This is a genomic window from Streptomyces sp. NPDC037389 (genome assembly GCF_040636475.1).
Classification (GTDB): domain Bacteria; phylum Actinomycetota; class Actinomycetes; order Streptomycetales; family Streptomycetaceae; genus Streptomyces; species Streptomyces hesseae.
In genome coordinates, this window is sequence record NZ_JBEZUS010000001.1 from 147775 (window position 1) to 167506 (window position 19732).

General features: G+C 71.4%; 27 protein-coding genes, 1 tRNA gene and 1 pseudogene. 13 read left to right on the top strand and 16 right to left on the bottom strand.

Features of this window, described 5'->3' with window-relative positions; all coding sequences use genetic code 11:
• Window positions 1–55 precede the first annotated feature (55 nt).
• Window positions 56–721, top strand: coding sequence for an O-methyltransferase (locus tag AB0E98_RS00705; RefSeq protein WP_361697077.1), 666 nt, complete (start codon window positions 56–58; stop codon window positions 719–721).
• A gap of 21 nt (window positions 722–742) precedes the next feature.
• Here AB0E98_RS00705 and AB0E98_RS00710 read toward each other — a convergent pair whose 3' ends face one another.
• The 3 genes from AB0E98_RS00710 to AB0E98_RS00720 form a co-directional block, all read right to left on the bottom strand.
• Window positions 743–955 carry a zinc ribbon domain-containing protein gene (locus AB0E98_RS00710; protein ID WP_361697079.1) on the bottom strand — a complete coding sequence of 71 codons (213 nt, stop codon included), beginning with the start codon at window positions 953–955 and terminating at the stop codon, window positions 743–745.
• Window positions 956–969: 14 nt separating this feature from the next.
• Complete coding sequence (locus AB0E98_RS00715; protein ID WP_361697081.1) at window positions 970–2349, bottom strand: hypothetical protein; 1380 nt, start codon at window positions 2347–2349, stop codon at window positions 970–972.
• A 74-nt stretch (window positions 2350–2423) separates the two neighbouring features.
• Window positions 2424–3197, bottom strand: coding sequence for a DUF4097 family beta strand repeat-containing protein (locus AB0E98_RS00720; RefSeq protein ID WP_361697083.1), 774 nt, complete (start codon window positions 3195–3197; stop codon window positions 2424–2426).
• A 200-nt stretch (window positions 3198–3397) separates the two neighbouring features.
• Here AB0E98_RS00720 and AB0E98_RS00725 point away from each other — a divergent pair.
• The 3 genes from AB0E98_RS00725 to AB0E98_RS00735 all read left to right on the top strand — a co-directional run bounded on the left by AB0E98_RS00725 (window position 3398) and on the right by AB0E98_RS00735 (window position 4395).
• Window positions 3398–3469: transfer RNA gene (locus tag AB0E98_RS00725), tRNA-Val, on the top strand.
• Between the two features lie 161 nt (window positions 3470–3630).
• Window positions 3631–3852 carry a hypothetical protein gene (locus AB0E98_RS00730; RefSeq protein ID WP_311613174.1) on the top strand — a complete coding sequence of 74 codons (222 nt, stop codon included), beginning with the start codon at window positions 3631–3633 and terminating at the stop codon, window positions 3850–3852.
• 240 nt (window positions 3853–4092) lie between these two features.
• The gene (locus AB0E98_RS00735) at window positions 4093–4395 is read left to right on the top strand and encodes a hypothetical protein (protein ID WP_361697085.1); all 303 of its coding nucleotides are present in this window, start codon (window positions 4093–4095) and stop codon (window positions 4393–4395) included.
• 175 nt (window positions 4396–4570) lie between these two features.
• Here AB0E98_RS00735 and AB0E98_RS00740 read toward each other — a convergent pair whose 3' ends face one another.
• From AB0E98_RS00740 to AB0E98_RS00755, 4 genes are all read right to left on the bottom strand, one after another.
• On the bottom strand, window positions 4571–5398 hold the full coding sequence (locus tag AB0E98_RS00740) for a hypothetical protein (protein WP_361697087.1): 828 nt from the start codon (window positions 5396–5398) through the stop codon (window positions 4571–4573).
• Window positions 5379–5951 (bottom strand): sigma-70 family RNA polymerase sigma factor, encoded by a 573-nt coding sequence (locus tag AB0E98_RS00745; protein WP_361697089.1) that lies wholly within the window; start codon window positions 5949–5951, stop codon window positions 5379–5381. The genes AB0E98_RS00740 and AB0E98_RS00745 overlap by 20 nt, the downstream gene beginning before the upstream one ends.
• Window positions 5948–6112 (bottom strand): hypothetical protein, encoded by a 165-nt coding sequence (locus AB0E98_RS00750; protein WP_361697091.1) that lies wholly within the window; start codon window positions 6110–6112, stop codon window positions 5948–5950. The genes AB0E98_RS00745 and AB0E98_RS00750 overlap by 4 nt, the downstream gene beginning before the upstream one ends.
• 170 nt (window positions 6113–6282) lie before the next feature.
• Complete coding sequence (locus AB0E98_RS00755; RefSeq protein WP_361697093.1) at window positions 6283–7266, bottom strand: LysR family transcriptional regulator; 984 nt, start codon at window positions 7264–7266, stop codon at window positions 6283–6285.
• Window positions 7267–7509: 243 nt separating this feature from the next.
• Between AB0E98_RS00755 and snpA the strand changes: the two genes are divergently transcribed.
• Window positions 7510–8181 carry a snapalysin gene (gene snpA / locus AB0E98_RS00760; RefSeq protein ID WP_361697095.1) on the top strand — a complete coding sequence of 224 codons (672 nt, stop codon included), beginning with the start codon at window positions 7510–7512 and terminating at the stop codon, window positions 8179–8181.
• A gap of 153 nt (window positions 8182–8334) precedes the next feature.
• Window positions 8335–8886, top strand: a complete 552-nt coding sequence (locus AB0E98_RS00765; RefSeq protein ID WP_361697097.1) for a DUF1990 domain-containing protein — start codon at window positions 8335–8337, stop codon at window positions 8884–8886.
• Here AB0E98_RS00765 and AB0E98_RS00770 read toward each other — a convergent pair.
• The 3 genes from AB0E98_RS00770 to AB0E98_RS00780 all read right to left on the bottom strand — a co-directional run bounded on the left by AB0E98_RS00770 (window position 8846) and on the right by AB0E98_RS00780 (window position 10989).
• The gene (locus AB0E98_RS00770) at window positions 8846–9484 is read right to left on the bottom strand and encodes a VTT domain-containing protein (RefSeq protein ID WP_361697099.1); all 639 of its coding nucleotides are present in this window, start codon (window positions 9482–9484) and stop codon (window positions 8846–8848) included. The genes AB0E98_RS00765 and AB0E98_RS00770 overlap by 41 nt on opposite strands.
• Window positions 9485–9663: 179 nt before the next feature.
• Entirely contained in the window at window positions 9664–10149 is a 486-nt protein-coding gene (locus AB0E98_RS00775) for a DoxX family protein (protein WP_361697101.1), read from the bottom strand.
• A gap of 198 nt (window positions 10150–10347) precedes the next feature.
• Window positions 10348–10989 carry an HNH endonuclease family protein gene (locus AB0E98_RS00780; RefSeq protein ID WP_361697103.1) on the bottom strand — a complete coding sequence of 214 codons (642 nt, stop codon included), beginning with the start codon at window positions 10987–10989 and terminating at the stop codon, window positions 10348–10350.
• A 252-nt stretch (window positions 10990–11241) separates the two neighbouring features.
• Here AB0E98_RS00780 and AB0E98_RS00785 point away from each other — a divergent pair, with 252 nt between their 5' ends.
• Window positions 11242–12060, top strand: coding sequence for an ABC transporter permease (locus tag AB0E98_RS00785; RefSeq protein ID WP_361697105.1), 819 nt, complete (start codon window positions 11242–11244; stop codon window positions 12058–12060).
• 205 nt (window positions 12061–12265) lie between these two features.
• Window positions 12266–12847 (top strand): TMEM165/GDT1 family protein, encoded by a 582-nt coding sequence (locus AB0E98_RS00790; protein WP_361697107.1) that lies wholly within the window; start codon window positions 12266–12268, stop codon window positions 12845–12847.
• A gap of 22 nt (window positions 12848–12869) precedes the next feature.
• Here AB0E98_RS00790 and AB0E98_RS00795 read toward each other — a convergent pair whose 3' ends face one another.
• From AB0E98_RS00795 to AB0E98_RS00805, 3 genes are all read right to left on the bottom strand, one after another.
• The gene (locus tag AB0E98_RS00795) at window positions 12870–13523 is read right to left on the bottom strand and encodes a hypothetical protein (protein ID WP_361697109.1); all 654 of its coding nucleotides are present in this window, start codon (window positions 13521–13523) and stop codon (window positions 12870–12872) included.
• A gap of 156 nt (window positions 13524–13679) precedes the next feature.
• Window positions 13680–13970 carry a DUF6255 family natural product biosynthesis protein gene (locus AB0E98_RS00800; RefSeq protein WP_361697111.1) on the bottom strand — a complete coding sequence of 97 codons (291 nt, stop codon included), beginning with the start codon at window positions 13968–13970 and terminating at the stop codon, window positions 13680–13682.
• Window positions 13970–14137 carry a hypothetical protein gene (locus AB0E98_RS00805; protein ID WP_361697113.1) on the bottom strand — a complete coding sequence of 56 codons (168 nt, stop codon included), beginning with the start codon at window positions 14135–14137 and terminating at the stop codon, window positions 13970–13972. The genes AB0E98_RS00800 and AB0E98_RS00805 overlap by 1 nt, the downstream gene beginning before the upstream one ends.
• Window positions 14138–14408: 271 nt before the next feature.
• Between AB0E98_RS00805 and AB0E98_RS00810 the strand changes: the two genes are divergently transcribed.
• The 5 genes and pseudogenes from AB0E98_RS00810 to AB0E98_RS00830 all read left to right on the top strand — a co-directional run bounded on the left by AB0E98_RS00810 (window position 14409) and on the right by AB0E98_RS00830 (window position 17341).
• Window positions 14409–14717 carry an antibiotic biosynthesis monooxygenase gene (locus tag AB0E98_RS00810; RefSeq protein WP_361697115.1) on the top strand — a complete coding sequence of 103 codons (309 nt, stop codon included), beginning with the start codon at window positions 14409–14411 and terminating at the stop codon, window positions 14715–14717.
• An 8-nt stretch (window positions 14718–14725) separates the two neighbouring features.
• Entirely contained in the window at window positions 14726–15964 is a 1239-nt protein-coding gene (locus AB0E98_RS00815) for a helix-turn-helix transcriptional regulator (protein ID WP_361697117.1), read from the top strand.
• Between the two features lie 140 nt (window positions 15965–16104).
• Window positions 16105–16632: pseudogene (locus AB0E98_RS00820) on the top strand (UTRA domain-containing protein); the annotation flags it as partial.
• Between the two features lie 72 nt (window positions 16633–16704).
• On the top strand, window positions 16705–17013 hold the full coding sequence (locus AB0E98_RS00825) for an antibiotic biosynthesis monooxygenase (protein WP_361697119.1): 309 nt from the start codon (window positions 16705–16707) through the stop codon (window positions 17011–17013).
• Between the two features lie 55 nt (window positions 17014–17068).
• On the top strand, window positions 17069–17341 hold the full coding sequence (locus AB0E98_RS00830) for a winged helix-turn-helix domain-containing protein (protein ID WP_361697121.1): 273 nt from the start codon (window positions 17069–17071) through the stop codon (window positions 17339–17341).
• Window positions 17342–17588: 247 nt separating this feature from the next.
• On the opposite strand, the gene AB0E98_RS00835 is transcribed toward AB0E98_RS00830, so the two are convergent.
• The 3 genes from AB0E98_RS00835 to AB0E98_RS00845 form a co-directional block, all read right to left on the bottom strand.
• Window positions 17589–18164 (bottom strand): Uma2 family endonuclease, encoded by a 576-nt coding sequence (locus AB0E98_RS00835; protein ID WP_361697123.1) that lies wholly within the window; start codon window positions 18162–18164, stop codon window positions 17589–17591.
• 70 nt (window positions 18165–18234) lie between these two features.
• Window positions 18235–18840, bottom strand: a complete 606-nt coding sequence (locus tag AB0E98_RS00840) for an AAA family ATPase (protein WP_361697125.1) — start codon at window positions 18838–18840, stop codon at window positions 18235–18237.
• A gap of 121 nt (window positions 18841–18961) precedes the next feature.
• Window positions 18962–19621: an HAD-IA family hydrolase gene (locus AB0E98_RS00845; RefSeq protein WP_361697127.1), complete on the bottom strand. Its 660-nt coding sequence runs from the start codon at window positions 19619–19621 to the stop codon at window positions 18962–18964.
• Between the last annotated feature and the right edge of the window lie 111 nt (window positions 19622–19732).

The window sequence follows — 19732 nt, forward strand, 5'->3', positions numbered from 1 at the left end:
TCTCGGGGGCGCGTCACCAGGTGGTCCAACCACGTTCCACAGCCGAGGAGATCGCGTGCCCGAGACCAAGAGCCCTCCGCTCACCGACGAGCTCTACACGTACGTCCTGGCCCACAATCCGCCGCTCGACCCCGTCCAGCAGGCCCTGGTCGCCTCCACCCGCGCGCTCTTCCCCGACCACGCGATCAAACAGGTGGCCGAGGAGCAGGCGTCGCTGCTGGCGTTCCTCGTGCGGCTCACGGGCGCCCGGCACATCGTGGAAGTCGGCACGTTCACCGGACTGTCGGCCCTCGCCATGGCCCGGGCGCTGCCCGCCGACGGCAGGCTGATCGCCCTGGACATCTCGGAGGAGTGGACGGCCCACGCCCGTACGGCGTGGGCCGAGGCCGGGGTCGCCGACCGGATCGACCTGCGGATCGCCCCCGCGCTGGACTCGCTGCGGGCCCTGCCCGCCGAGCCGCACATCGACCTCGCCTTCCTCGACGCGAACAAGGACGGCTACATCGCCTACTGGGAGGAGCTGGTGCCCCGGCTCCGCCCGGGCGGGCTGATCGCCGTGGACAACGTCCTGTTCTTCGGCTCGGTCGTCGACCCGGCCGTCACCGACGGACCGGGGGCGGCCGTACGGGAGTTCAACGCGCACGCGCTCGCGGACAAGCGGATGGAGTCGGTGATGCTCACGGTCGCGGACGGTCTGACGCTGGCGCGCCGGGTGGGCTGACCGCTTCGTTCATCCGGGCGGTCAGCCGCAGCAGCCGCCCCCGCAGCACCCGCCGCCGCTCGGGCGCGGAGCGGCCGAGGGGGCGGCGGAACCGGTCATGGCGACGGTCGACAGCAGCTTGACGGTGTCCGTGTGCCCGCCGGGGCAGGTGGCCGGGGCGGCGGACTCGGCCATGGGGCGGGTCAGCTCGAAGGTGTCGCCGCAGGACTTGCAGCGGTATTCGTAACGAGGCATGCGGGCAGCATAGGTCAGCGGTTCTCGCCCCGGCCCCGCTCGTCGCGGATCTCCTGGACGACGCGGGCGGCGGTGTCCCGCACGGCCTCCGTCTCGGTCAGGAAGTGCCACCAGTCCGGATGCCGGCCCTCCAGCCCGTCGACCGCCCGCTCCAGCCGGGCCACCGCGTCGTCGAGGGGGCGGGCGTGCCGGGGGTCGGGGGTGCTGCGGCCGTCCATCGCCAGGCGCTGGGCGTCCCGGAGGGCGAAGCGGGTGCGCTCGACCTCCTTGCCGTGGTCGAAGGCCACCTCGTCCAGCCGCCGCAGCCGGTCGCCGGCCGCGGTGATCCCCCCGTCGGTGGTGTTGAGCAGCGCGCGCGTGGTGGCCAGGAGCGCGGTGGCGTCCGCCCAGCGCTGCTCGTCCCGGGCGGTACGGGCGTCCGCGAGCTTCGCCTCGGCCGCGGCGACGGCCTGCCGCGTCTCGTCGGGCACCCGCTGGAGGTCCTGCCAGCAGGCCGCGCTGTAGCGGCGGCGCAGCTCGCTGAGGACCGGGCCGACGGCCTCCGCCCGGGTGGTCAGGGCCTGGGCGCGGGTGCGCAGGGAGACGAGGCGCTTGTCGAGGTCGGCGGCCCGCTGCGGCAGCCGTTCGGCCTCGTCGCGGATGGCTTCGGCCTCCCGCCGTACGTCCTCGGCGCGCTGGACGGTCCCCTGGACACCGTGGCGTCCGGCGCCTTCGTTGAGCTTGGTGAGCTCGGGGCCGAGCGCGGCCAGCCGGGCGGCCAGGTCGTCGGCGCGCAGGCCCGTGGCCCGGGCGCCGTCCAGCGCCTCGCTCGCCGCGCGCAGCCCCTGCCGGGCCCGCTCCACGGCGGGGGCGACCTGCACGAGCTGGCTCTCGGCCCTGGTCAGGACGGGGGCGAGGCTCTGCCCGAACCGCTCCAGGTCGTCCTTGACCCGGACGAGCTCGTCCTTGGCGCGGGTCAGCTCGCCCCGGGCGCGGGAGGCGGCCGAGGACTCCAGGTCGTCGCGGTCGAGGTCGTGGGAGTCGACGGTGGCGATATAGGCGGCCGAGACCTCGTCGATGCGCCGGCCGAACTCCTCGAAGTCGGCGGCCGCCTTGCGGGCGGCGGGGGAGGAGTCGACGGCCGTGATCGTCTCGATGGTGATCCGCAGCTCGCGCTGGGCGGTGTCCAGCTCGTAGAAGGCGGCGGCCGCCGCGTCCTTCGCGGCCTGCGCCTCCTCGCGGCGGCCGTCGCCGCGCCCCCAGCCCCAGCGGCGGGTGCCACCGCCACCGCCACCGCCGGTGAACGCGGCGGGCGCGAACGCCACGGCCGCGGCGATCAGGGGGAGTGGCAGCAGCGCCAGCGCGAGGGCCTCACGGGTCGCAGCCGTCACCGTACGCGAGAACGTCGCCGTCACTTGCCCTCTCCCGATGGATCGCCCCAGGCCCGGGTGCCATTCTCCCACCCGGCCGGAGCGAGCACACGGGCCGGTCAGCCGACGGCGAGGATGTCCACGGCGCCATTGGAGCTGTGCGCGCGGACCGAGTGCCCGGAGGCGTCGTCGCGGGGGACGCCGACCTTGGCGCCACCGGAGTCGCTGCGGGCGTCGACCTTGTAACCGGTACGGGGGAGGGTGACGCGGATGCCGCCGTTGTCGGTCTCGGCGTCGACGCTCTCGGGGGCCTTCGTCGCGCTGATCGATATCCCCCCGTTGGAGGACCTGGCCTTGACCCTCGGCGCGCCGACGCCGTCGGCGTTGATCTCGCCGTTGGAAGTCTCCAGTTCCAGGGCGCCGTTGGAGTCGCGGACGTCGATGCGGCCGTTGCTGCTCGTGAGCGTCAGCGGGGTCTCGAAGCCGCTGGCCTTGATCTCACCGTTGGAGTCGTCGACCTTGACGGAGACGCCGCGCGGCACCTCGATCCGGTGCTTGGCCTCGCAGCCCACGCTGATGCCGCTGCACTTCAGCCGCAGCTTCAGCGTGTCCCCCCGCATCTCCCACGACACCCCGGCCGACCCGCCCAGCGTCCACCCGTCGAACCACCGGGTGACCTTGATGTCCTTGCCGTCCTTGGTGACCGGAACGAGCTCGATCGCGGAGTTGTCGGAGTCGACCGTGAGCTGCTTCCCGCTGATCGAGAACGTCCGGTCCTCGGGCGTGGCGTCGTCCGCGCTGGCCGTACCGCACCCGGTGAGGACCGTCGCGGCGACGAGGGCCCCACCGGCGAGGGCTGATACGCGGACGGCGCGTCGGGCGCGGGCATTCATGGGCTGTCTCCAAGGTCGGTCGGGAAGGCCGGTCGGGAAGGCCGGTGCGGGACGTTCTCGTCGTCGGCTCCTTGATCGTAAGTACGGAGCCCCTGCCCCCGGGATCCCGCTCCCTACCGGATCGGAGGTGGGGTTAACCCCCGTACGCCATGGGTTTGCGAGGACCGGGGTGGGGCAAGGTAGGCTGTCATTTCGTGCCAGGGCGCATAGCTCAGCGGTAGAGCGCCGCTCTTACAAAGCGGATGTCGGCGGTTCAAATCCGTCTGTGCCCACTCTTGACGGAGGCCCCCAGTCGATCATGACTGGGGGCCTTCGGCATCCACGGACGACAACGGCGGGACGGCGCCCGAGCCGCACCGCCCGGTCCGGGCCGAGGGGGAGCGGGCTGCTGCCGCGCTGGGGCTGAGCCCGTCAGGGGCGCATACTGGGGGCGATGACTAAGCCTGCTGCACCGAAGCGTCATTTGCCTACCAGCCCCTTCAAGGAACCGGTCACGCCGGCTCCCAAGCACTTCGCCGTGGGTGACCAGGTCACACACGACATGTACGGACTCGGCCGGGTGACCGGCATCGAGGACGGAATCGCCGCGCTCGTGGATTTCAGCTCGGCGGAGATCCGGATCCTGAGCCCGTACGCGAAGATGACCAAGCTGTAGGTCCGCTGTGCCCGGTCACGGCACGCCAGGCCCCTTCAAGGACCTGCGACGAATCAGAAAGGTCTGTGCCCACCCTCTTGACGAAGGCCTCCAGTCGATCATGACTGGGGGCCTTCGCTGTCGGAGCGGGCCGGGTTCGGAGCGGGGCGAGGACCATGAGGATCTCGTCGCGGGTGGCACGATGAGACCGGACGATCAAGGTCGTAGAGGTCGTACAGGTTGTACAGGGAGGGGTCCGGCATGGCGGACGGACAGGTCCAGAACCCCTGGGGCGACTGGGGAGGTGTCGATGCTCCCGTGCGGCGGAAGCCGGTCGCGTGGGTGCTGGGCGTCGCGGCGATTTTCGCCTGGTTCATCTACTTGACGTGGCTCCTCGCGCCGGTTCTCGCAGTCGCGAGCCTGGTGACCGCCGTCAAGGAGTTCCGCCGGGCCCGGCGCACGGGATACGGGCGGAAGGGCGCGGCCGTGGGACTCGGGGTGGCGTGTCTGGCCGTGGTGGCCAGTGGGTTCGGGTGCTACGGGCTGGCGACGCTGGGCGGCTGAGGCGTATCCGTCCCCCGGTGGCTGCCCGCTCCGTCGACACCGCCCGTCTGTGGAGCCCTGCAGCGCCGGGGACATGCCGGCGGCCATGGTGCCGGCGGCCATGGTGACGATCGATCACGAACGGCAGCCGGTCCCCGGCCCGGGTGCCGGGGGCCGGCTGTCATGCGCCTCGCCGCTACCCCCGGGCCGTCAGCTCCTCGATCCGCTCGGCGAAGCCCGCCGGGGGGAGGGGCAGGTCGAGTTCCTCGACGTATTCGACGGCGTTGGTCACATAGACCGCGACCGCCTCGGCCGTCGCGGGCGGCACCTGGCCCTCCGTCGCCGCCTCCAGGCGGACGCCCCAGACGACGGCCGCGTCGTACGGGTCCACGGCGGGGCGGGCGCCCGGGAGGGGGCGGCGGTCGTCGCCGGGGCCGGTCTGGGCGTGCCACCAGAGGGCTTCGCCGACCTCGGAGAGGGTCAGGTGGTGGAGGTAGAGGCAGTAGGCGGCGGTGGTGTCGCCCGCGCCCGCCGCGTACTGCCACCAGAAGCGGGCGGAGTCCTCGCGGTCGGCGAGTTCGAGTACGCAGGCCAGGACTCGTGCGCCGTCGGGTTCGGGGACGCGGCCGCCGATGAAGGTGGCCATTTGGTGCAGCGCGTCGGGCCGGCCCACCACGAGTCTGCACAGGCGCTGGAGATCCTCCGCGGCCTCGTGCGTCTCCGGCTGCTCCGTCTGGTCCGGCCGTAATCGCTCGGCGGGCTCCGCCCTGACGCCCGTGGCCGCGTGCCGTACCGCGTCGTCGAAGGACAGCGCGCCGTCGCGCATCCGGTCGGCGAGGCGGGCCGCCAGCCGGGTCTCGGCGGCGGCGAGTTCCCTCGCGGTGTACGGGGGCGTGTCCAGGCGGGCCCCGGTCAGCAGCGCGTCCACGGCGGACCGGCGGTGGACGCGCCCCGGGCGGTCCGGTCCCGGACGGTCCGGTCCCGGGTGGTCCGGCCCTGGACGGTCAGTTCGCGGGGTGGTCATCGCCCTCCCCTTCCTCCAGGCCGAAGGTCTGCCTGAGCCGCTTTCGCGCGTAGCGGACGGTCGAGCGGACCCCGGCCTCGGTTATGCCCAGGATGCGGGCGGTTTCCTTCGTGCTGTAGCAGAGGCCGAAACGCAGCACCATGACGTCGCGCTGCCGGTCGGGCAGTGCGTTGATCGCCTGGTAGAGGGCGAGGGATTCGACGAGCGCGTCGATGGGGTCGTCCGCCTGGCGCAGGGTCGTGGTCTCGAACGCGGCGTTGTCGACGAGGACCGGGCGCCGGCCGCGGGCGCGGGCCAGATCGGTGGTGCGATTCTTGACGACCTTCCAGGCGTAGGCCTCGGGCGCCGGCTGCCGCAGCACGTCCGGCCAGGCGACCGCGAGTTGTTCGAAGGCGAGGTCCACGGCCTCCTCGGCGTCCGCCCGGGACTTCAGGTGCAGCTGGGCCCAGCGCACGTACGGGCCGCGGTAGAGCTGGTGAAACGCCTGGAAGTCGGCCGGCATACCGGGCAGGGCGGCCACGCCGGGCGGGCGGGTTCGGTGGTCCTCGCTCAACTGTCGCCCTCCCCGCCCCGCTCGCGGTCGCGCGCGAGCTCGGAGATGCCCGCCCGCACCTGGGCCGCGGCGAGCCGCCGCAGCACTGTCCGTACATCGGCGCCGAATACGCGCCCGACGACCATGGCCATGGCCAGGTCGCGTACGAGTTCCACGTTCACGGACCTCTCTGGTCCTTCCGCTTGTCACCGCGGTGCCTCCCCGCGCAGCACCGGAGAGCTCGGAACGCCCTCTGACCGCAACAGCGTTCAGGAGGGCTCAATCGTGCATTCGAAACACCAGGATTCTTACGTAGTGCTACTCGCCGGTTACATACGGGCGGCCGTACTCCTCAGTGACTGCCCACCGACGGCAGCAACGGGCTGCCGTTGCGGTCCAGCCAGGCGCGGTAGATGGGATTGGCCCCGGCGACGGCCACGTAGGCGTCCATCAAGTCGCCGTAGAGCGCGTCCAGTTCCCGTAGGGGCAGGGAACCGTGGCGGGAGGCCAGGGCGAGCTGGGCGGTGAGCGGGTCGCCGGTCAGGGGGCGGATCACCGTGCCGGGGGCCGGGTCGGCGGTGGGCTGGCAGGGGCGTACGGCCTCGCCGGAGGCGACGAGGTCGGCGGCCGTGGTGTTGTCGCGGACGTGGACGAGGCGGGGGTCCAGGCCGGTGGCCGTGAAGACCCGGCGCAGGGCCGCGGCCTCCTCGTCCGCCGTCGGGTCGACGATCCAGGCGTCGTGGGCGAGCTCGGCGAGGCGGACCAGCGGCCGGGACGCCGCCGGGTGCGCGGCCGACAGGGAGACGAAGCGCGGCTCGCCGGCGATCAGGACGCGCCGCTCCACCCCCGCCGGTACGTGGAGGGGGAAGCCCGCGGCCTCGTGGACGAACGCGACGTCCAGCTGGTTGGTCGCGAGGAGCTGGAGCAGGGTGTTCGAGGACACCTCTATATGAATGGTCGTATCGGTGTCCGGCAGCCGCTGGTGGATCCGGCGCAGCCAGCCCGTCACCGCCCGGCTGCCGATGCTGCCGATGCGCAGCCGCAGCCCCCCGACGCCGACGGCGGCCTCTCGCGCCGCGGTGACGAGCGCCGACATCTCCGCGATGATCGGCCGGGCCCGGGACAGGACGGAGTGGCCGAGCGGCGTGGGGCGACTTCCGGTCTGCCCCCGGGTGAACAGCAGCCCGCCGATGGTGCCTTCGATGCGGCGGAGCTGGGTGGTGAGCGAGGGCTGGGTCATGCCCAGCTGCAACGCGGCCTTCCGTACGCTCCCGGTGTCCGCGATGGCGCAAAGTGCACGGAGGTGCCTGACCTCAAGCTCCACGAGAGGGAGCATATCCGCGCCCCGTACGTCACACCAGACACATCCCGGACGCATATGGGCAGTTGAACGGGTTGGTGTGGCGAGGGTGGCGGAGGATAGGCGATTGGATGGCGTTATGGCCAACTGGCATCATCCGCACCATTGATAACTCGTCAGAGACTCAAGGGGAACAAGAGTTCACCCGGTGAACCCCTGTCGTCACGTCCCACCTCGTGACGGCCGAAGCGGGTTCTCGGCATGAATGGAGTCCCCCACATGAAGCGCTCCACGATGGTGCTGTCGGCCGCGCTCGGCCTCGGCCTCGCCGCCACGATGACCGCCGGACCGGCGGTGGCGGTGGATCACAGCTCCTCGCAGGCCAGCACGGTCGCGTCGCGGTCCGCCTACGTCGGCTCGGCGGCCGAGGAGGCCAACAACAAAGCGTTCTTCGACGCCGTCATGAAGTCCGCGAAGGCCAAGCAGGCCGCCAACCCGGGCCTGAGCACGGTCACGGTCACCTACGACCCGGGCAGCGCGCCGAGCTTCGCGCAGGAGATAGCCAACAGCGCCCAGATCTGGAACAGCTCCGTCCGGAACGTCCAGCTGCGCGCCGGCTCCAACGCCGACTTCAGATACTACGAGGGCAACGACTCCCGCGGTTCGTACGCCAGCACCGACGGGCACGGTCGTGGCTACGTCTTCCTCGACTACCAGCAGAACGAGCAGTACGACTCCACCCGCGTCACCACGCACGAGACCGGCCACGTCCTCGGTCTGCCGGACCACTACTCCGGCCCGTGCAGCGAGCTGATGTCCGGTGGCGGCCCCGGCCCGTCCTGCACCAACCCCTACCCGAACACCACCGAGCGCAACCGGGTCAACCAGCTCTGGGCGAACGGCCTGAAGGCCGGCTCGCTCGACAAGGGTCTCACCAAGATCGTCCGCTGACCCGACGTCGCGTACCTCGCGTAGTCGCGTAGTCGAACGCGCACGGCCCGGCTCCGCCACGGAGCCGGGCCGTCGTGCGTGGCCGTCGCGTATCCGGGCCGTCGTGCGTGGCCGTCGCGCATGTCGCGCACAGCCGTCGCGCATACTGGCGCCGTGACGACCGCGACCACCCCGTTCACCTACGCCGAGGTCGGTGCCACGGCCCGTACCCCGCTGCCCGCCGGCTACCACCACCTGCGCGTCACCACGCGCCTCGGCCGGGGCCACGCCGTCTTCCGGGCCGCCGCCGAGGCCGTGCTCGACTGGCGGATGCACCGCGCGATGACCGGGGTCCACATCCCCGCGGGCACCCCGGCCGTCGCGCCCGGCGTCCGGGTCCGGCCCGCGATCGGCTTCGGGCCGCTGCGACTGTCGGGGGAGTGCGCCGTGGTCCGCGTCGTACGGGAGGAGACGGCGGCCGGATTCGCCTACGGGACGCTGCCCGGGCACCCGGAGTGCGGGGAGGAGTCGTTCGTCGTGGCGATCGACGAGGACGGGAGGGTAACGCTGACCGTCCTCGCCTTCAGCAGGCCCGCGCGCTGGTTCACCCGTGCCGCCGGACCGCTCGTGCGGATCGTCCAGCGGGCGTACGGGCGAGAGTGCGGGCGGGCGCTGAGACGCCTCGTTACGAGGCCTGCGCCTCCGGCTCCTCCGGCCGGCGCATGAGGTAGACCGCCCCGGAGCCCGCCAGGAAGAGCGCGAACACCGACACCGCCGTGCTGAGCCAGCTCGCGCCCAGCCACTGGCCGCCGAAGTAGCCCAGGCTGACGCTGTACGCCGCCCAGGTCAGGCCCGCCAGCGCGGACCAGGGGAGGAATTCGGCCACCCGGCGGTGCATCACGCCCGCGCCGAGGCTGACCACCGAGCGGCCGGCGGGTGCGAAGCGGGCGAGCACCACGAGCGGGCCGCCGCCGCGCAGCAGGGCCGTGCCCAGCTTGGCCTGGGCGGCGGTGAGGCGACGGGAGCGGGCGATCGCGCGGTCGAAGCGGTCGCCGCCGCGCCAGGCGAGGCGGTAGGCGACCATGTCGCCCATCACCGAGGCCGTGGCGGCGCACAGCACCAGCGGGAACATGTCGGCGAAGCCCGCGTGGGCCTGGGCGGCGTCACCCACCGCGCCCGCGGCCGAACCCGCCGCGGCGGTCGCGGCGGCGATCACCAGCACCCCGCTGGGCAGCACGGGGAGGAAGACGTCCAAGAGAACGGACAAGCCGACGATTACGTATATCCAAGGGGTTCCGGCCAAGGCCCCCAACTGCTCCAGCACGTCCTGATCTCCCGGTACGGTCCCCCGCCGCGACGTCGCAGGGGAGCGGCAGGGGCGGCCTTGACAACCGTACAGCGTACGCCTGAAAGCGGCGGGAAATGAGCGCGGGGTGCGTGATGTTGTTCGCATCACGCACCCCACGGACATGTCGGGATGTGTCCGGGACTACCCGGGCCCGGTCAGTTCCGCTTGCCGCGGCCGAGGAACCGGTCCACCGACAGGGCGCCCGGGCCGGTGAAGACCAGCAGCAGGAAGGCCCAGGCGAACATCGCGGAGGCCTCGCCACCGTTCTGGATCGGCCACAGGGCCATGCTCTGGTGGACGTCGAAGTACGCGTACGCCATCGAGCCCGAGGCGATGAAGGCGGCGCTGCGGGTGCCGGCGCCCAGCAGTACGAGCACGCCCGCCACCAGCTGGATCACCGCGGCGTACCAGCCCGGCCAGGTGCCGGCCGGGATCGTGCCGCCGTTGCTGCCCGCTGCTCCGCCGAGGATGCCGAAGAGCGACGCGGCGCCGTGGCAGGCGAAGAGCAGGCCGACGACGACGCGGAAGAGCGACAGGGCGTACGGGCGGGCGGCGTCGAGGCGCGCGGAGAGCGTGCTCCCGGCCGTGGCCGAGGTGCTTGCGCCGGCCGTCGGGGATGCGGCGGTGGGCGTGGGGGACATGGGTGGGGCTCCTCGTATCGGGGACGGGGAAACGACGAGAACCTCAGGTTAGGTGGGCCTAATCAGTACTTGCAAGTTCAATAATTAAGTTTTGGATGATGTCACATTTCCTTCATCGGGGAATAGGAAGTGGGAGGGGCGGGCGCGGTGACCCAGGTCACCGCGCCCGCCCCCCGTGAGCAGTCGTGAGCAGATCGGTCAGCAGCCGCCGAGGATGCCCGTAAGGGCGTTCTTCTCCGCGGAGTCGACGGTCAGCTTGTACGTGTACTTCACGTCGACCCACATCCGCGCGTATGTGCAGGCGTAGGACTTCAGCGGCGGCATCCACTTCGCCGGGTCCTTGTCGCCCTTCTCGCGGTTGACGCTGTTGGTCACCGCGACCAGCTGGGGGTGGGTGAGGTCGTTGGCGAACGCCTTGCGCTGCTCGGTGGTCCACTGGCTCGCCCCCGAGCGCCACGCCTCCGCGAGCGGCACGAGGTGGTCGATGTCGATGTCGGAGGCGTCGTCCCAGGTCGCGCCGTCGTACGGCGAGACCCAGGTGCCCGAGACGGCGGCGCAGCGCTCGTCCTGCTCCACGTCCTTGCCGTCCCGCTGGAGGACGACCTCACGGGTGTTGCACTCGCCGTGCTGGGTGATCCAGTGCGGGAACTTGGCGCGGCTGTAGCCGGTCATCGGCCCCTCGCCGGCGACCGTCAGCTTGCCCAGGTAGGCGCGGGCGGTGGCGGCGTCGACCGGGGCGGGCGGGGCGGCCTGGGCCGCCGGTCCGTTCAGGACGAGCGTGCCGACCAGGGCGGCGAGCCCCGCCGCGATGGCGGAGCGACGCGCGTAGATGCTGGGCATGGGAACTCCCTTGAGGGTGGAGGGGGTATACGGGCCGCTGGAGCGCGGCCAGCTTGCTGGCGGCGGACGTACGGGGGGTGGTCGCCAGATGTCAGGATGGCGACGCGCGCATGTCAAAGCAAGGCTTTGTGGAAGGGACTTGACGAGGAATCTTCCATTCCATGGGGCGCGCGGGTCTTGCGTGACGAAATGGCTGACACGCCGCCAGCTATCGGCTGCGGTGCGGGCGTTGCCGGACCGTAGGGTGGCCGCGTGCTCGCCGCCGCCGTTCTGCTGCCCGTCAACGCCACTCTCGGGGCGGTGCTGGCCGTCCTCCTCGCGGTCGCCGTCACCGTCGCGGCGCTCGCCCGCCTCGCCGACGGCCGCGAGCGCGGCTACGCGCGCGCCATCGCCCTCGCCGGGCTGCGCGCGGCCCTCCAGCTGGCCGCCGTCTCGTTGCTCATCGGCTGGGTGGTCCGGGCCCTCCCACTGCTCCTGGGCTTCCTGCTGCTGATGTTCACCGTCGCCGTCCGCACCGCCGGGCGCCGGATCACCGACAACGACACCTGGTGGTGGGCGGCCGTGCCGATCGCCGCGGGCGTGCTGCCGGTCGTCGTGGCCCTGCTGCTGACCGGGCTCGTACCGGCCAAGGGCGTCGCCCTCATCCCCGTCACCGGCATCCTCATCGGCGGCGCCCTCACCGCCACCGTCCTGGCCGGCCGACGCGCCCTGGACGAGCTGCGCACCCGGCACGGCGAGGTCGAGGCGGCCATGGCCCTGGGCTTCCTCCCCCGCGACGCCCGCCTGGAGATCGCCCGCCCGGCCGCCTCCGACGCCCTCCTCCCGGGCCTGGACCAGACCCGCACCGTGGGTTTGGTCACCCTGCCCGGCGCCTTCGTGGGAATGCTGCTGGGCGGGGCGTCGCCGCTGCTCGCGGGGGTGGTGCAGCTGTTCGTCCTGGTCGCGCTGATGGCGGTGCAGGCGGTCGCGGTGGCGGTCGTCCTCGAGCTCGTGGCGCGCGGGCTGCTCGACCGGTCACCTGCGCGATCACGTACGCGATCACGTACGCTGGGGGGAGCAGAAGGGGAGTAGCTCTTCGCCGGACCGTCGACATACTGCTGGGCCTCGTGCCCGGCCGGCGCCCGGAGGCCGTCTCTTTACGGGACGCGCCAGCGAGACCTTCGGCCGCAGTGTCCATGACGCTGCCGTGCCGAAGCGAACCCTGATTCCCCGACACAGGTGCTGCTCTCGGTGCGGACGCGTCACCGCCCACCGATGACAGAGGAAACCTTTCCCTGTGTTCAGCTTCACCATCGCCGCCCTGGTCTTCGGCGTGATCTTCCTCGCCGAGCTCCCCGACAAGACGGCCCTGGCCTCCCTGATGCTCGGCACCCGCTACCGCGCCTCGTACGTCTTCGCGGGCGTCGCGGCGGCCTTCCTGGTCCACGTCGCCCTGGCCATCGCGGCCGGCAGCCTCCTCACCCTCCTCCCGCACCGCCTCCTCCAGGCCATCGTCGGCGTCCTCTTCCTCGCGGGCGCGGCGATGCTGCTGCTGAAGAAGGACGACGGCGATGAGGAGATCAAGAAGCCCGCCGACCAGTCCTTCTGGAAGGTCTCCGGCGCGGGCTTCATGCTCATCCTCGTCGCGGAGTTCGGCGACCTCACCCAGATCATGACCGCCAACCTCGCCGCCCGCTACGACGACCCGGTCTCGGTCGGCATCGGCGCGGTCCTCGGCCTGTGGGCCGTGGCGGGCCTGGGCATCGTGGGCGGCAAGACCCTGATGCGGTACGTCCCGCTGTCGCTGATCACGAAGGTGGCGGCGCTGGTGATGCTGGCGCTGGCGGGGTTCAGCCTGTACGAGGCGGCGATGGGCTGACGGGGCCCGCCGGGCTGACGCCTCAGCCGTCGCTCAGCAGATTGGTGATCAGCTTCCGTAGCCGCCCCGCGCGCACGGTCGCCACGCCGTGGACGAGCTGGGCGCCGTAGACCACGGCGGTCCCGGTGGGCGGCGCGCTGGTCCAGCGGGTGCGCGGGACGCGGGCGAGCGCGGCGGTGGCCTCAGGCCCCGCGTGGTGCGATATCTCCCGCGCGAAGCGCGTTCCGGGCAGGAAAGCGCTGCCGGGGCCGGCGGTCCGGTCGGTCCACAGCGCTTCGGAGGAGGCGGTCTCGACGTAGAACTCCCCGCCCTCGTCGGCCTCCCACAGGTGGAAGGCCGCCCGCGCGACCCGCTGCGGCCGTCCGCCGGCCGCGTCCATGCCTTCTTCCACGCCGTGGAGATGCGGCTCGATGCGGTCGCCGGGACCGAGGTCGTGGTAGTCCCACGGGGTGGCGGTCGTCACGGACGGGAAGACGCGCCGGACGGCGGGCAGCGCCCGCTCGACGCCGGCCGCCAGGATCTCCTGGACCCCGCCGGGCGCCACCAGTCCGTCACTGGGCCGGGCGGGCCGCCAGCCGGTGGCGGCGAGGTGCTCGTCGAGGAACTTGGTGAGCCGCTCGGTCTCGTCGGGGGTCAGGAAGCCCTCGACGGTCTGGACGGCCAGGGTCTCGGTCATGTGGATCACGATCGGGCTCCTCTCGCGGAACGCGGCACTTCCGTCGGCTCGGCTCCGCATTCCAGTGCGGGGCGCGCGGATTGGCAACAGCGCCGGAGCGCGCCCCGGAAGCACGGGGGCGCGCGTAGGGCGCGGACGAGGGCGCTCCGCTGGGGTTCACGGCCTGCCCGCGCTGCTCCGGCGGTTGGCCTCGTGCAGTCGGCGGAGGAGTTCACGGCGGCGGTACGGCACGGCTTCGTGGGCACGCCCACGGCCCGACGTGGGCGGCGCGCACAAGGCCATCCGCTCGGGCAGCTCCAACGCCTGCCCGAGCGGCCGGAAGTCGAGCATCCGGCGGGTGCCGCAACTGCCGCAGGTGGCGAGGCCGCCTGCGGCCGTCCAACTGCCCGCGGGGTGCGGGCAGTGGCGGGCGGTGACGCCGGGGGCGGTGGCGTGGGTGGCGGTCATCAGTGCGCCGCCCGCTGGTGGCGTCCCATGGCGGTGGCCATCGCCTCGGCGCGGGGCCGGTCGCCCTGCCGGACGGCTTCATAGCGCTTCTGCTTGATTTCCGCGCATTGGGCGCAACACGTCGCCCCGGCGGCCACGCCGTCTGAGCCGCTAGCCTGGATGGGCATCGAACCTCCTGCTGTCTCAGGGGTGAGATGTCGGCCTCGGCAGGGGCTCGATCGGTGATACCAGCACCGTCGAGCCGAAACTGCCGGGGCCTTTTCGTATGCGTGATGCCTTTCGGGCCCCGCGAGTAAGCCCGATGACCGTGCGGCCCGGGGGCCGATCGCAGCGTGACGGGGACGCTACTCGCAGTATTTCTGCGAGTCAAGAAATTCTGCGACTATCCCACCAGTTCGGGTTCTGGGAGTCTTGGTGCGACTTGAGGGGAGTGCAGACATGGCCGCTGGCTTTGGTCTGGTCGTACGTTTCACGCTGCATGACGCGGAATCGGCGGAGGCCTTCGACGAGTTGGTGTCGCGGACTCTGGAGGGAATCCGGCGGTTCGAGCCGGGGACGGTCGTCTACGTGAACCATCGCGTACCGGATGAACCGTACGTGCGGGTGTTCTACGAGCTGTACGAGAGCCGCGCCGCCTTCGAGGCCCATGAGCGACAGCCGCACACGCGGCACTTCCTCGCCGAGCGCGAGAAGTTCGTGTCCGCGACTGATGTGACCTTCTTGGAGCACATCGACGGAAAGGTGTAGACAGTCCGGTGAGTCCCGAAGGTCGGCATGCGTTCGGCGCGCGCGTCGCGGAGTTGCGTGCCCAGCGCGGTCTGACGCAGAAGGAACTGGCCGCAGAGATCGGCCGAACCATGAGCTGGCTCTCCCAAGTCGAGCGCGGTGTCCAGCCCGTCAACAGGCTGGACGTCCTGCGGCTGTTGGCTCGCAGCCTCGGCGTCGAACCGCACGAGTTGCGTCCTGATGCGCCCAGGGCAGAGGAGCCCGGCTTCGTAGCGCGGTCGAACGACCTCGATCGAGTGCGGCTTCTCCTCTCCGGCCACCCGGCTCCCGGCGCGCTTCTCGCTTCCGGTCCCAAGAAAGTCGAGGTGCCGTTTCCCGAACTCCGGGCTGGGCTGGAACACGTCTGGTCCCTGGCGCACGGCGGCATGATGGCGGAGCTGAGCGACTCCCTCTCGAAGCTCGTCCCACGCCTGGAATCCCTGGCCCGGACGGCACGTGGACATGAACGCCCGCAGGTGTACGGCATGCTTGCTCGCGCTTATCAAGCGATGGCCGCCGCGTTCGTGCGTCAGAACGAGGCGGACGCCGCCTGGGTTGCGGCGGACCGGGCCATCGCAGCCGCCGAGATGTCGGGCCGTGTTCTGGACATATTCGCGGGCTCATTCCGGCTCGCTCACGCCTGCCTTCGCCTCAAGCGCTATGACCAGGCCGAGCATGTCGCGCAATCTGCGGTGAACGCTCTTGCTCGGCACCTCGAGACCGGTGATACCGAGGAGACACCGGGGGTGTTGTCGTTGCTGGGTTCCCTGCATCTCGTGCTCGCCCAGGTGCACGCACGCTGCGGGAACCGCTCGGCTGCGCGAGGAGAGGTCGGGTCGGCTCGCCGGGCCGCCGAGCGACTCGGCGAGGACCGCAACGACTTCAATCTCGAATTCGGTCCGACGAACGTCGAGATCCAGGCGGTGTCCGTGGCCGTGGACCTCGGCGACGCGGGTGAGGCCCTGGACATAGGGGCGCGGCTGGACGCCTCTGGCCTGTCCGTCGAACGTCAGGCCAGGCTGGCCCTGGACATCGGGCGGGCCCATGCTCAGCTCCGTCACCTGGAAGAGGCACTCCAGTCGTTCCTGGACGCCGAGCAACTGGCTCCGGAGACGATTCAGTCGCATGTCGCCGCCCGTTCGGCGATCCGGGACCTGATGCGGATCGAAGGCCGCGCCGCGTCACCCGAGCTGCGCGCCCTCGCCCAGCGGGCGGACGCCCTGTCGTGAGCAGGCGCCGAGTGAGTCCGTGAGTAGGGCTTGAAAGGTGGGGCGTAACGGTCTCGACCGGCTGCATCGGGTGTGGAAGAACAGGGCTCCGACGTGAGGAGGGGCACGTGAGCCGTGGAGACTCCGGTACCGACCCTGTCCGGCCGCTCCGGCGGCGTGGGATTCAGCGGCTGGCCGCGGAAACCTGGGGATCCGGCCGTTCGGTCTGGTCGACGGACATCGGGGATCGTGCCCTGGTCGTCGACCGGGTGGAGGTCGGTGAGCGACCGGCGCCCGATGATGTGGCCGAAGTTCTGGGGCTGGAGCGGGACGCGGCCGTCTGCGTCAGGAGCCGGCGCTTCGTGCTCGACGGCAAGCCGGTCCAGCTCTCCGTCTCGTACCTGCCCGCCGCGCTCGTCGCCGGGTCCGCGATCACCCGCGAGGACAGCGGCCCGGGTGGCACGTACGCGCGCCTCGCGGAGCTCGGCCACAAGCCCGTCCGCTTCCGCGAGGAGATCCGCACCCGGATGCCCACCGCCGGGGAGGCCGAACTGCTCGGCCTCTCGTCGGGCACGCCCGTCGTGCACATCTGCCGCACGGCATTCGCCGACGGCGGCAGGGCCGTCGAGGTCAGCGACATGACGCTGGACTCGGCGTCGTACGTGCTGGAGTACGAGTTCGACGCGTAGTGGCAGCGAAACCCCTCCTTCGTAGGCCGGAGTCTGAGAGATTCCATAGAGACAGAGGAGGGGGGTGCGCTCATGACTCCGGGCTTTGGACTGGTCGTTCGTTTCACGCTTCGCGATGCGGCCGCCGCAGCCGGCTTCGACGAGCTGGTGTCGCAGACGCTGGAGGAGATCAGGCGACACGAGGTCGGTACGGTCGTTTACATCAGCCACCGCGTGCCGGACGAGCCGTGCCTGCGGATCTTCTACGAGCTGTACGAGAACCGTGCCGCCTTCGACGCCCACGAACGGCAGCCGCACGTTCGGCACTTCCTCGCCGAGCGCGAGAAGTACGTCTCCGATGTCGAGGTGACGTTCCTGGAACTCGCCGACGGGAAGCGGTGAACAGGCGGTTCATGTGGTCGGCGGTCGGTTGCTGCGGCGCCTTATGGTGGCTGATATGGCAGATGTGCGCGGCCCATCGCCCGTTGACCCATCACGGGCGGCCTACGTCTATATGCAGGTGGCGGACCACATCGCCGCCCGGATATCGGCGGGTGAACTACGCCTGGGCGCCCGGCTACCGGGGGAGCGCGACCTGGCCGGGGAGTACGGCGTGGCCATCGGCACGGCCCGCCGCGCGGTTCAGGAGCTGCGGGATCGTGGGCTGTTGGTCACCCTGCCCGCGAAGGGAACGTTCGTCACCGAGCAGCGACCAAAGGGCGACACATAGCGGCAGCGCGAACCTCATCTCCCGTCGGCCACCGCGTGCGATTCCCGCTGTCGTCAGAGGGGGAGCGAGTTCCAGGGGCCCTACGGCAACTCCTCCCGCACCAGCGCCCGCGCGAACGGTTCGCCCGTGCGGCGGGCGTACGTCATGCGCTCGCGGACCTCGCTGGGGGGTGCGGGGAAGAGCCCGGGCCTCCCGGTCGTACGGGCCGGGGGCCCGGTGAGGGTGTCCGATCAGGCGGCGCGAACGTTCACTTTCCGTACCTGGGGAACTCGCCGGAGTCGACGGTCCATTCACCGATCGTGATGATCTCGCCGAAGTCGTAATCCCTGCTCTTGTCGTAACGGGCCTGGTCGCCGTGGCCCACAGGGCGGGTGTGATGGTGGCAGACGCCGGTGCGCGGGTCGATGATGAGGTAGTGGGGGATCCCCATAGCAGGGTAATCCCGCATTTTTCCTACATAATCGTTCTCGGGGTTTGTGCGGGATACGATCTCGGCGACGAGGAGCACCTCGGACGCATCCACGCTCTCCCCCTCCTCGTCGAGCGATGCTTCCGGGAGGACGACGAGATCGGGACGCCGCATGACCCCGAGCGTCACGGACTCCACTTGAGGCCCTGTCTCGGCGATGTATCCCGGATGGGTTTCACCCACTTGGGGTTCGAGCTGGCGGCGCAGACGGCGAGCGGCGAGTTCCTGCCTCTTGACCGGGGACATCATCATGACGATCTGGCCATGGCTGATTTCCGGGTGATCAATCCCCGCGGCCGGTGTGAGCTCGACAGCGTACCTGCGGAGCTGTTCGTACACGGTGCGCTCGGTCATGTGTCAAGAGTACTGTCGAGCCCCTCCTGGGCACGGCGGGTTTTCTTGCCTGACGCCTGGGCGGAGGGCCTCAGTCGAAGCGGATGTGCTTCACGCCCGTCCACGCCCGGCGCAGGCGGCCCTTCAGCGCGCCGTCCGTGTTCGGCGCGAGCCGCAGGCCCGCCGAGGCCGCGATCGTGTCGGCGACCTGCGCGATCGTGATGTCGTCGGTCCGGATGTGCTCGCCGAATTCCTCCGCGCCCAGCCGCTCCAGGCACACGTCCAGCTTCGACACCGCGAAGGTCTCGCGCCGCAGGGACGCTCCGAGGCCGCGCTCGCGCAGTCGGCGCAGGACCGTCTCCCGGCGCGCGAGGAGCGCGAAGTGGCGGACGTCATGGCCACCCTCCCGTAGGCGGCCGACCGTCTCGGCGAAGTACGTACGGTCCACGATCGTCATCGGGACGATCACCGGGCCGGTGACGTGCCGCGAGAGGGTCAGGTCCAGGACCTCGTGGACGCCCTCGCGCCAGGCCTTGAGGTCCTGGAAGTCGCCGCGCAGCGCCGGCGGCAGCATCCGGTGGAGGCCGAAGCCCGCGTGCTCGGGGTCACAGATGACGCTGCCGGGGAGGCGGCGGTGGAGTTCGTGGGCGGTCTGGGTCTTGCCGCCCCCGAAGGGGCCGTTGATCCACAGGAGCATCCGGCGACCCTAGGGGGCCCGGCGTCCGGTCCGCGTAAGGCGGTAAGCCCGCGTAAGGCGGTAAGGCGGTAAGGCGGTAAGGCGGTGAGCCGCTCGCCCGGCCCCAGGTGGTCGCCCGGCCTCAGCCCGTCGTCGTGATCCGCAGGACGATCCCGCCGTCCGCGCCCGCCTCGACCCGCACCGACGTGAGGTCCGGCACCGCCACGTCCGGGCCGTGGGCGGCCGCGCGCGGGCCGACGCCCACGACGCGCATGCCGGCCGCGCGTCCCGCCGCGATCCCCGCCTCCGAGTCCTCGAAGACGACGCAGTCCGCCGGGGCGAAGCCGAGCTCGGCCGCGCCCTTGAGGAAGCCCTCCGGGTCCGGCTTGCTGGCGCTGACGGACTCGGCCGTCACCCGCACCGCCGGCATGGGCAGGCCCGCGGCGCCCATGCGGGCGGTGGCGAGGCCGCGGTCGGCGGAGGTGACCAGGGCGTGGGGAAGCCGCTCCAGGGCGGCCATGAAGGCGGGGGCTCCGGGGACCGGGACGACGCCGTCCATGTCGGCCGTCTCGGCGGCCAGCATGCGGCGGTTCTCCTCGTGGTTCCGCTCCATGGGGCGGTCCGGGAGGAGGGCGGCCATGGTCGCGTAGCCCTGGCGGCCGTGGACGACCTTCATGACCTCGTCGCCGTCCAGGCCCTGCTCGTCCGCCCAGCCGCGCCAGCAGCGCTCGACGACCGCGTCGGAGTTGACGATCGTGCCGTCCATGTCCAGGAGGAGGGCTCGGGCCGTGAGGGTCGTCATGGGGAGCTCCAAGCAGGCGCGCGGAAGAAGACAAGTGGCTCCACCCACCGGTCAGGGAGTGCGGGTGGAGCCACTTTGTTTCTCAAAGATACAAAACGGACCGGGGGAAAC

Coding starts and splice junctions, on each gene's coding strand:
- AB0E98_RS00710 (WP_361697079.1), bottom strand. CDS start 955: ATGCCTCGTTACGAATACCGCTGCAAGTCCTGCGGCGACACCTTCGAG.
- AB0E98_RS00835 (WP_361697123.1), bottom strand. CDS start 18,164: ATGACCGAGCGCACCGTGTACGAACAGCTCCGCAGGTACGCTGTCGAG.
- AB0E98_RS00775 (WP_361697101.1), bottom strand. CDS start 10,149: ATGTCCCCCACGCCCACCGCCGCATCCCCGACGGCCGGCGCAAGCACC.
- snpA (WP_361697095.1), top strand. CDS start 7,510: ATGAAGCGCTCCACGATGGTGCTGTCGGCCGCGCTCGGCCTCGGCCTC.
- AB0E98_RS00825 (WP_361697119.1), top strand. CDS start 16,705: ATGACTCCGGGCTTTGGACTGGTCGTTCGTTTCACGCTTCGCGATGCG.
- AB0E98_RS00830 (WP_361697121.1), top strand. CDS start 17,069: ATGGCAGATGTGCGCGGCCCATCGCCCGTTGACCCATCACGGGCGGCC.
- AB0E98_RS00795 (WP_361697109.1), bottom strand. CDS start 13,523: ATGACCGAGACCCTGGCCGTCCAGACCGTCGAGGGCTTCCTGACCCCC.
- AB0E98_RS00805 (WP_361697113.1), bottom strand. CDS start 14,137: ATGCCCATCCAGGCTAGCGGCTCAGACGGCGTGGCCGCCGGGGCGACG.
- AB0E98_RS00755 (WP_361697093.1), bottom strand. CDS start 7,266: ATGCTCCCTCTCGTGGAGCTTGAGGTCAGGCACCTCCGTGCACTTTGC.
- AB0E98_RS00840 (WP_361697125.1), bottom strand. CDS start 18,840: ATGCTCCTGTGGATCAACGGCCCCTTCGGGGGCGGCAAGACCCAGACC.
- AB0E98_RS00800 (WP_361697111.1), bottom strand. CDS start 13,970: ATGACCGCCACCCACGCCACCGCCCCCGGCGTCACCGCCCGCCACTGC.
- AB0E98_RS00780 (WP_361697103.1), bottom strand. CDS start 10,989: ATGCCCAGCATCTACGCGCGTCGCTCCGCCATCGCGGCGGGGCTCGCC.
- AB0E98_RS00730 (WP_311613174.1), top strand. CDS start 3,631: ATGACTAAGCCTGCTGCACCGAAGCGTCATTTGCCTACCAGCCCCTTC.
- AB0E98_RS00810 (WP_361697115.1), top strand. CDS start 14,409: ATGGCCGCTGGCTTTGGTCTGGTCGTACGTTTCACGCTGCATGACGCG.
- AB0E98_RS00845 (WP_361697127.1), bottom strand. CDS start 19,621: ATGACGACCCTCACGGCCCGAGCCCTCCTCCTGGACATGGACGGCACG.
- AB0E98_RS00740 (WP_361697087.1), bottom strand. CDS start 5,398: ATGACCACCCCGCGAACTGACCGTCCAGGGCCGGACCACCCGGGACCG.
- AB0E98_RS00720 (WP_361697083.1), bottom strand. CDS start 3,197: ATGAATGCCCGCGCCCGACGCGCCGTCCGCGTATCAGCCCTCGCCGGT.
- AB0E98_RS00735 (WP_361697085.1), top strand. CDS start 4,093: ATGGCGGACGGACAGGTCCAGAACCCCTGGGGCGACTGGGGAGGTGTC.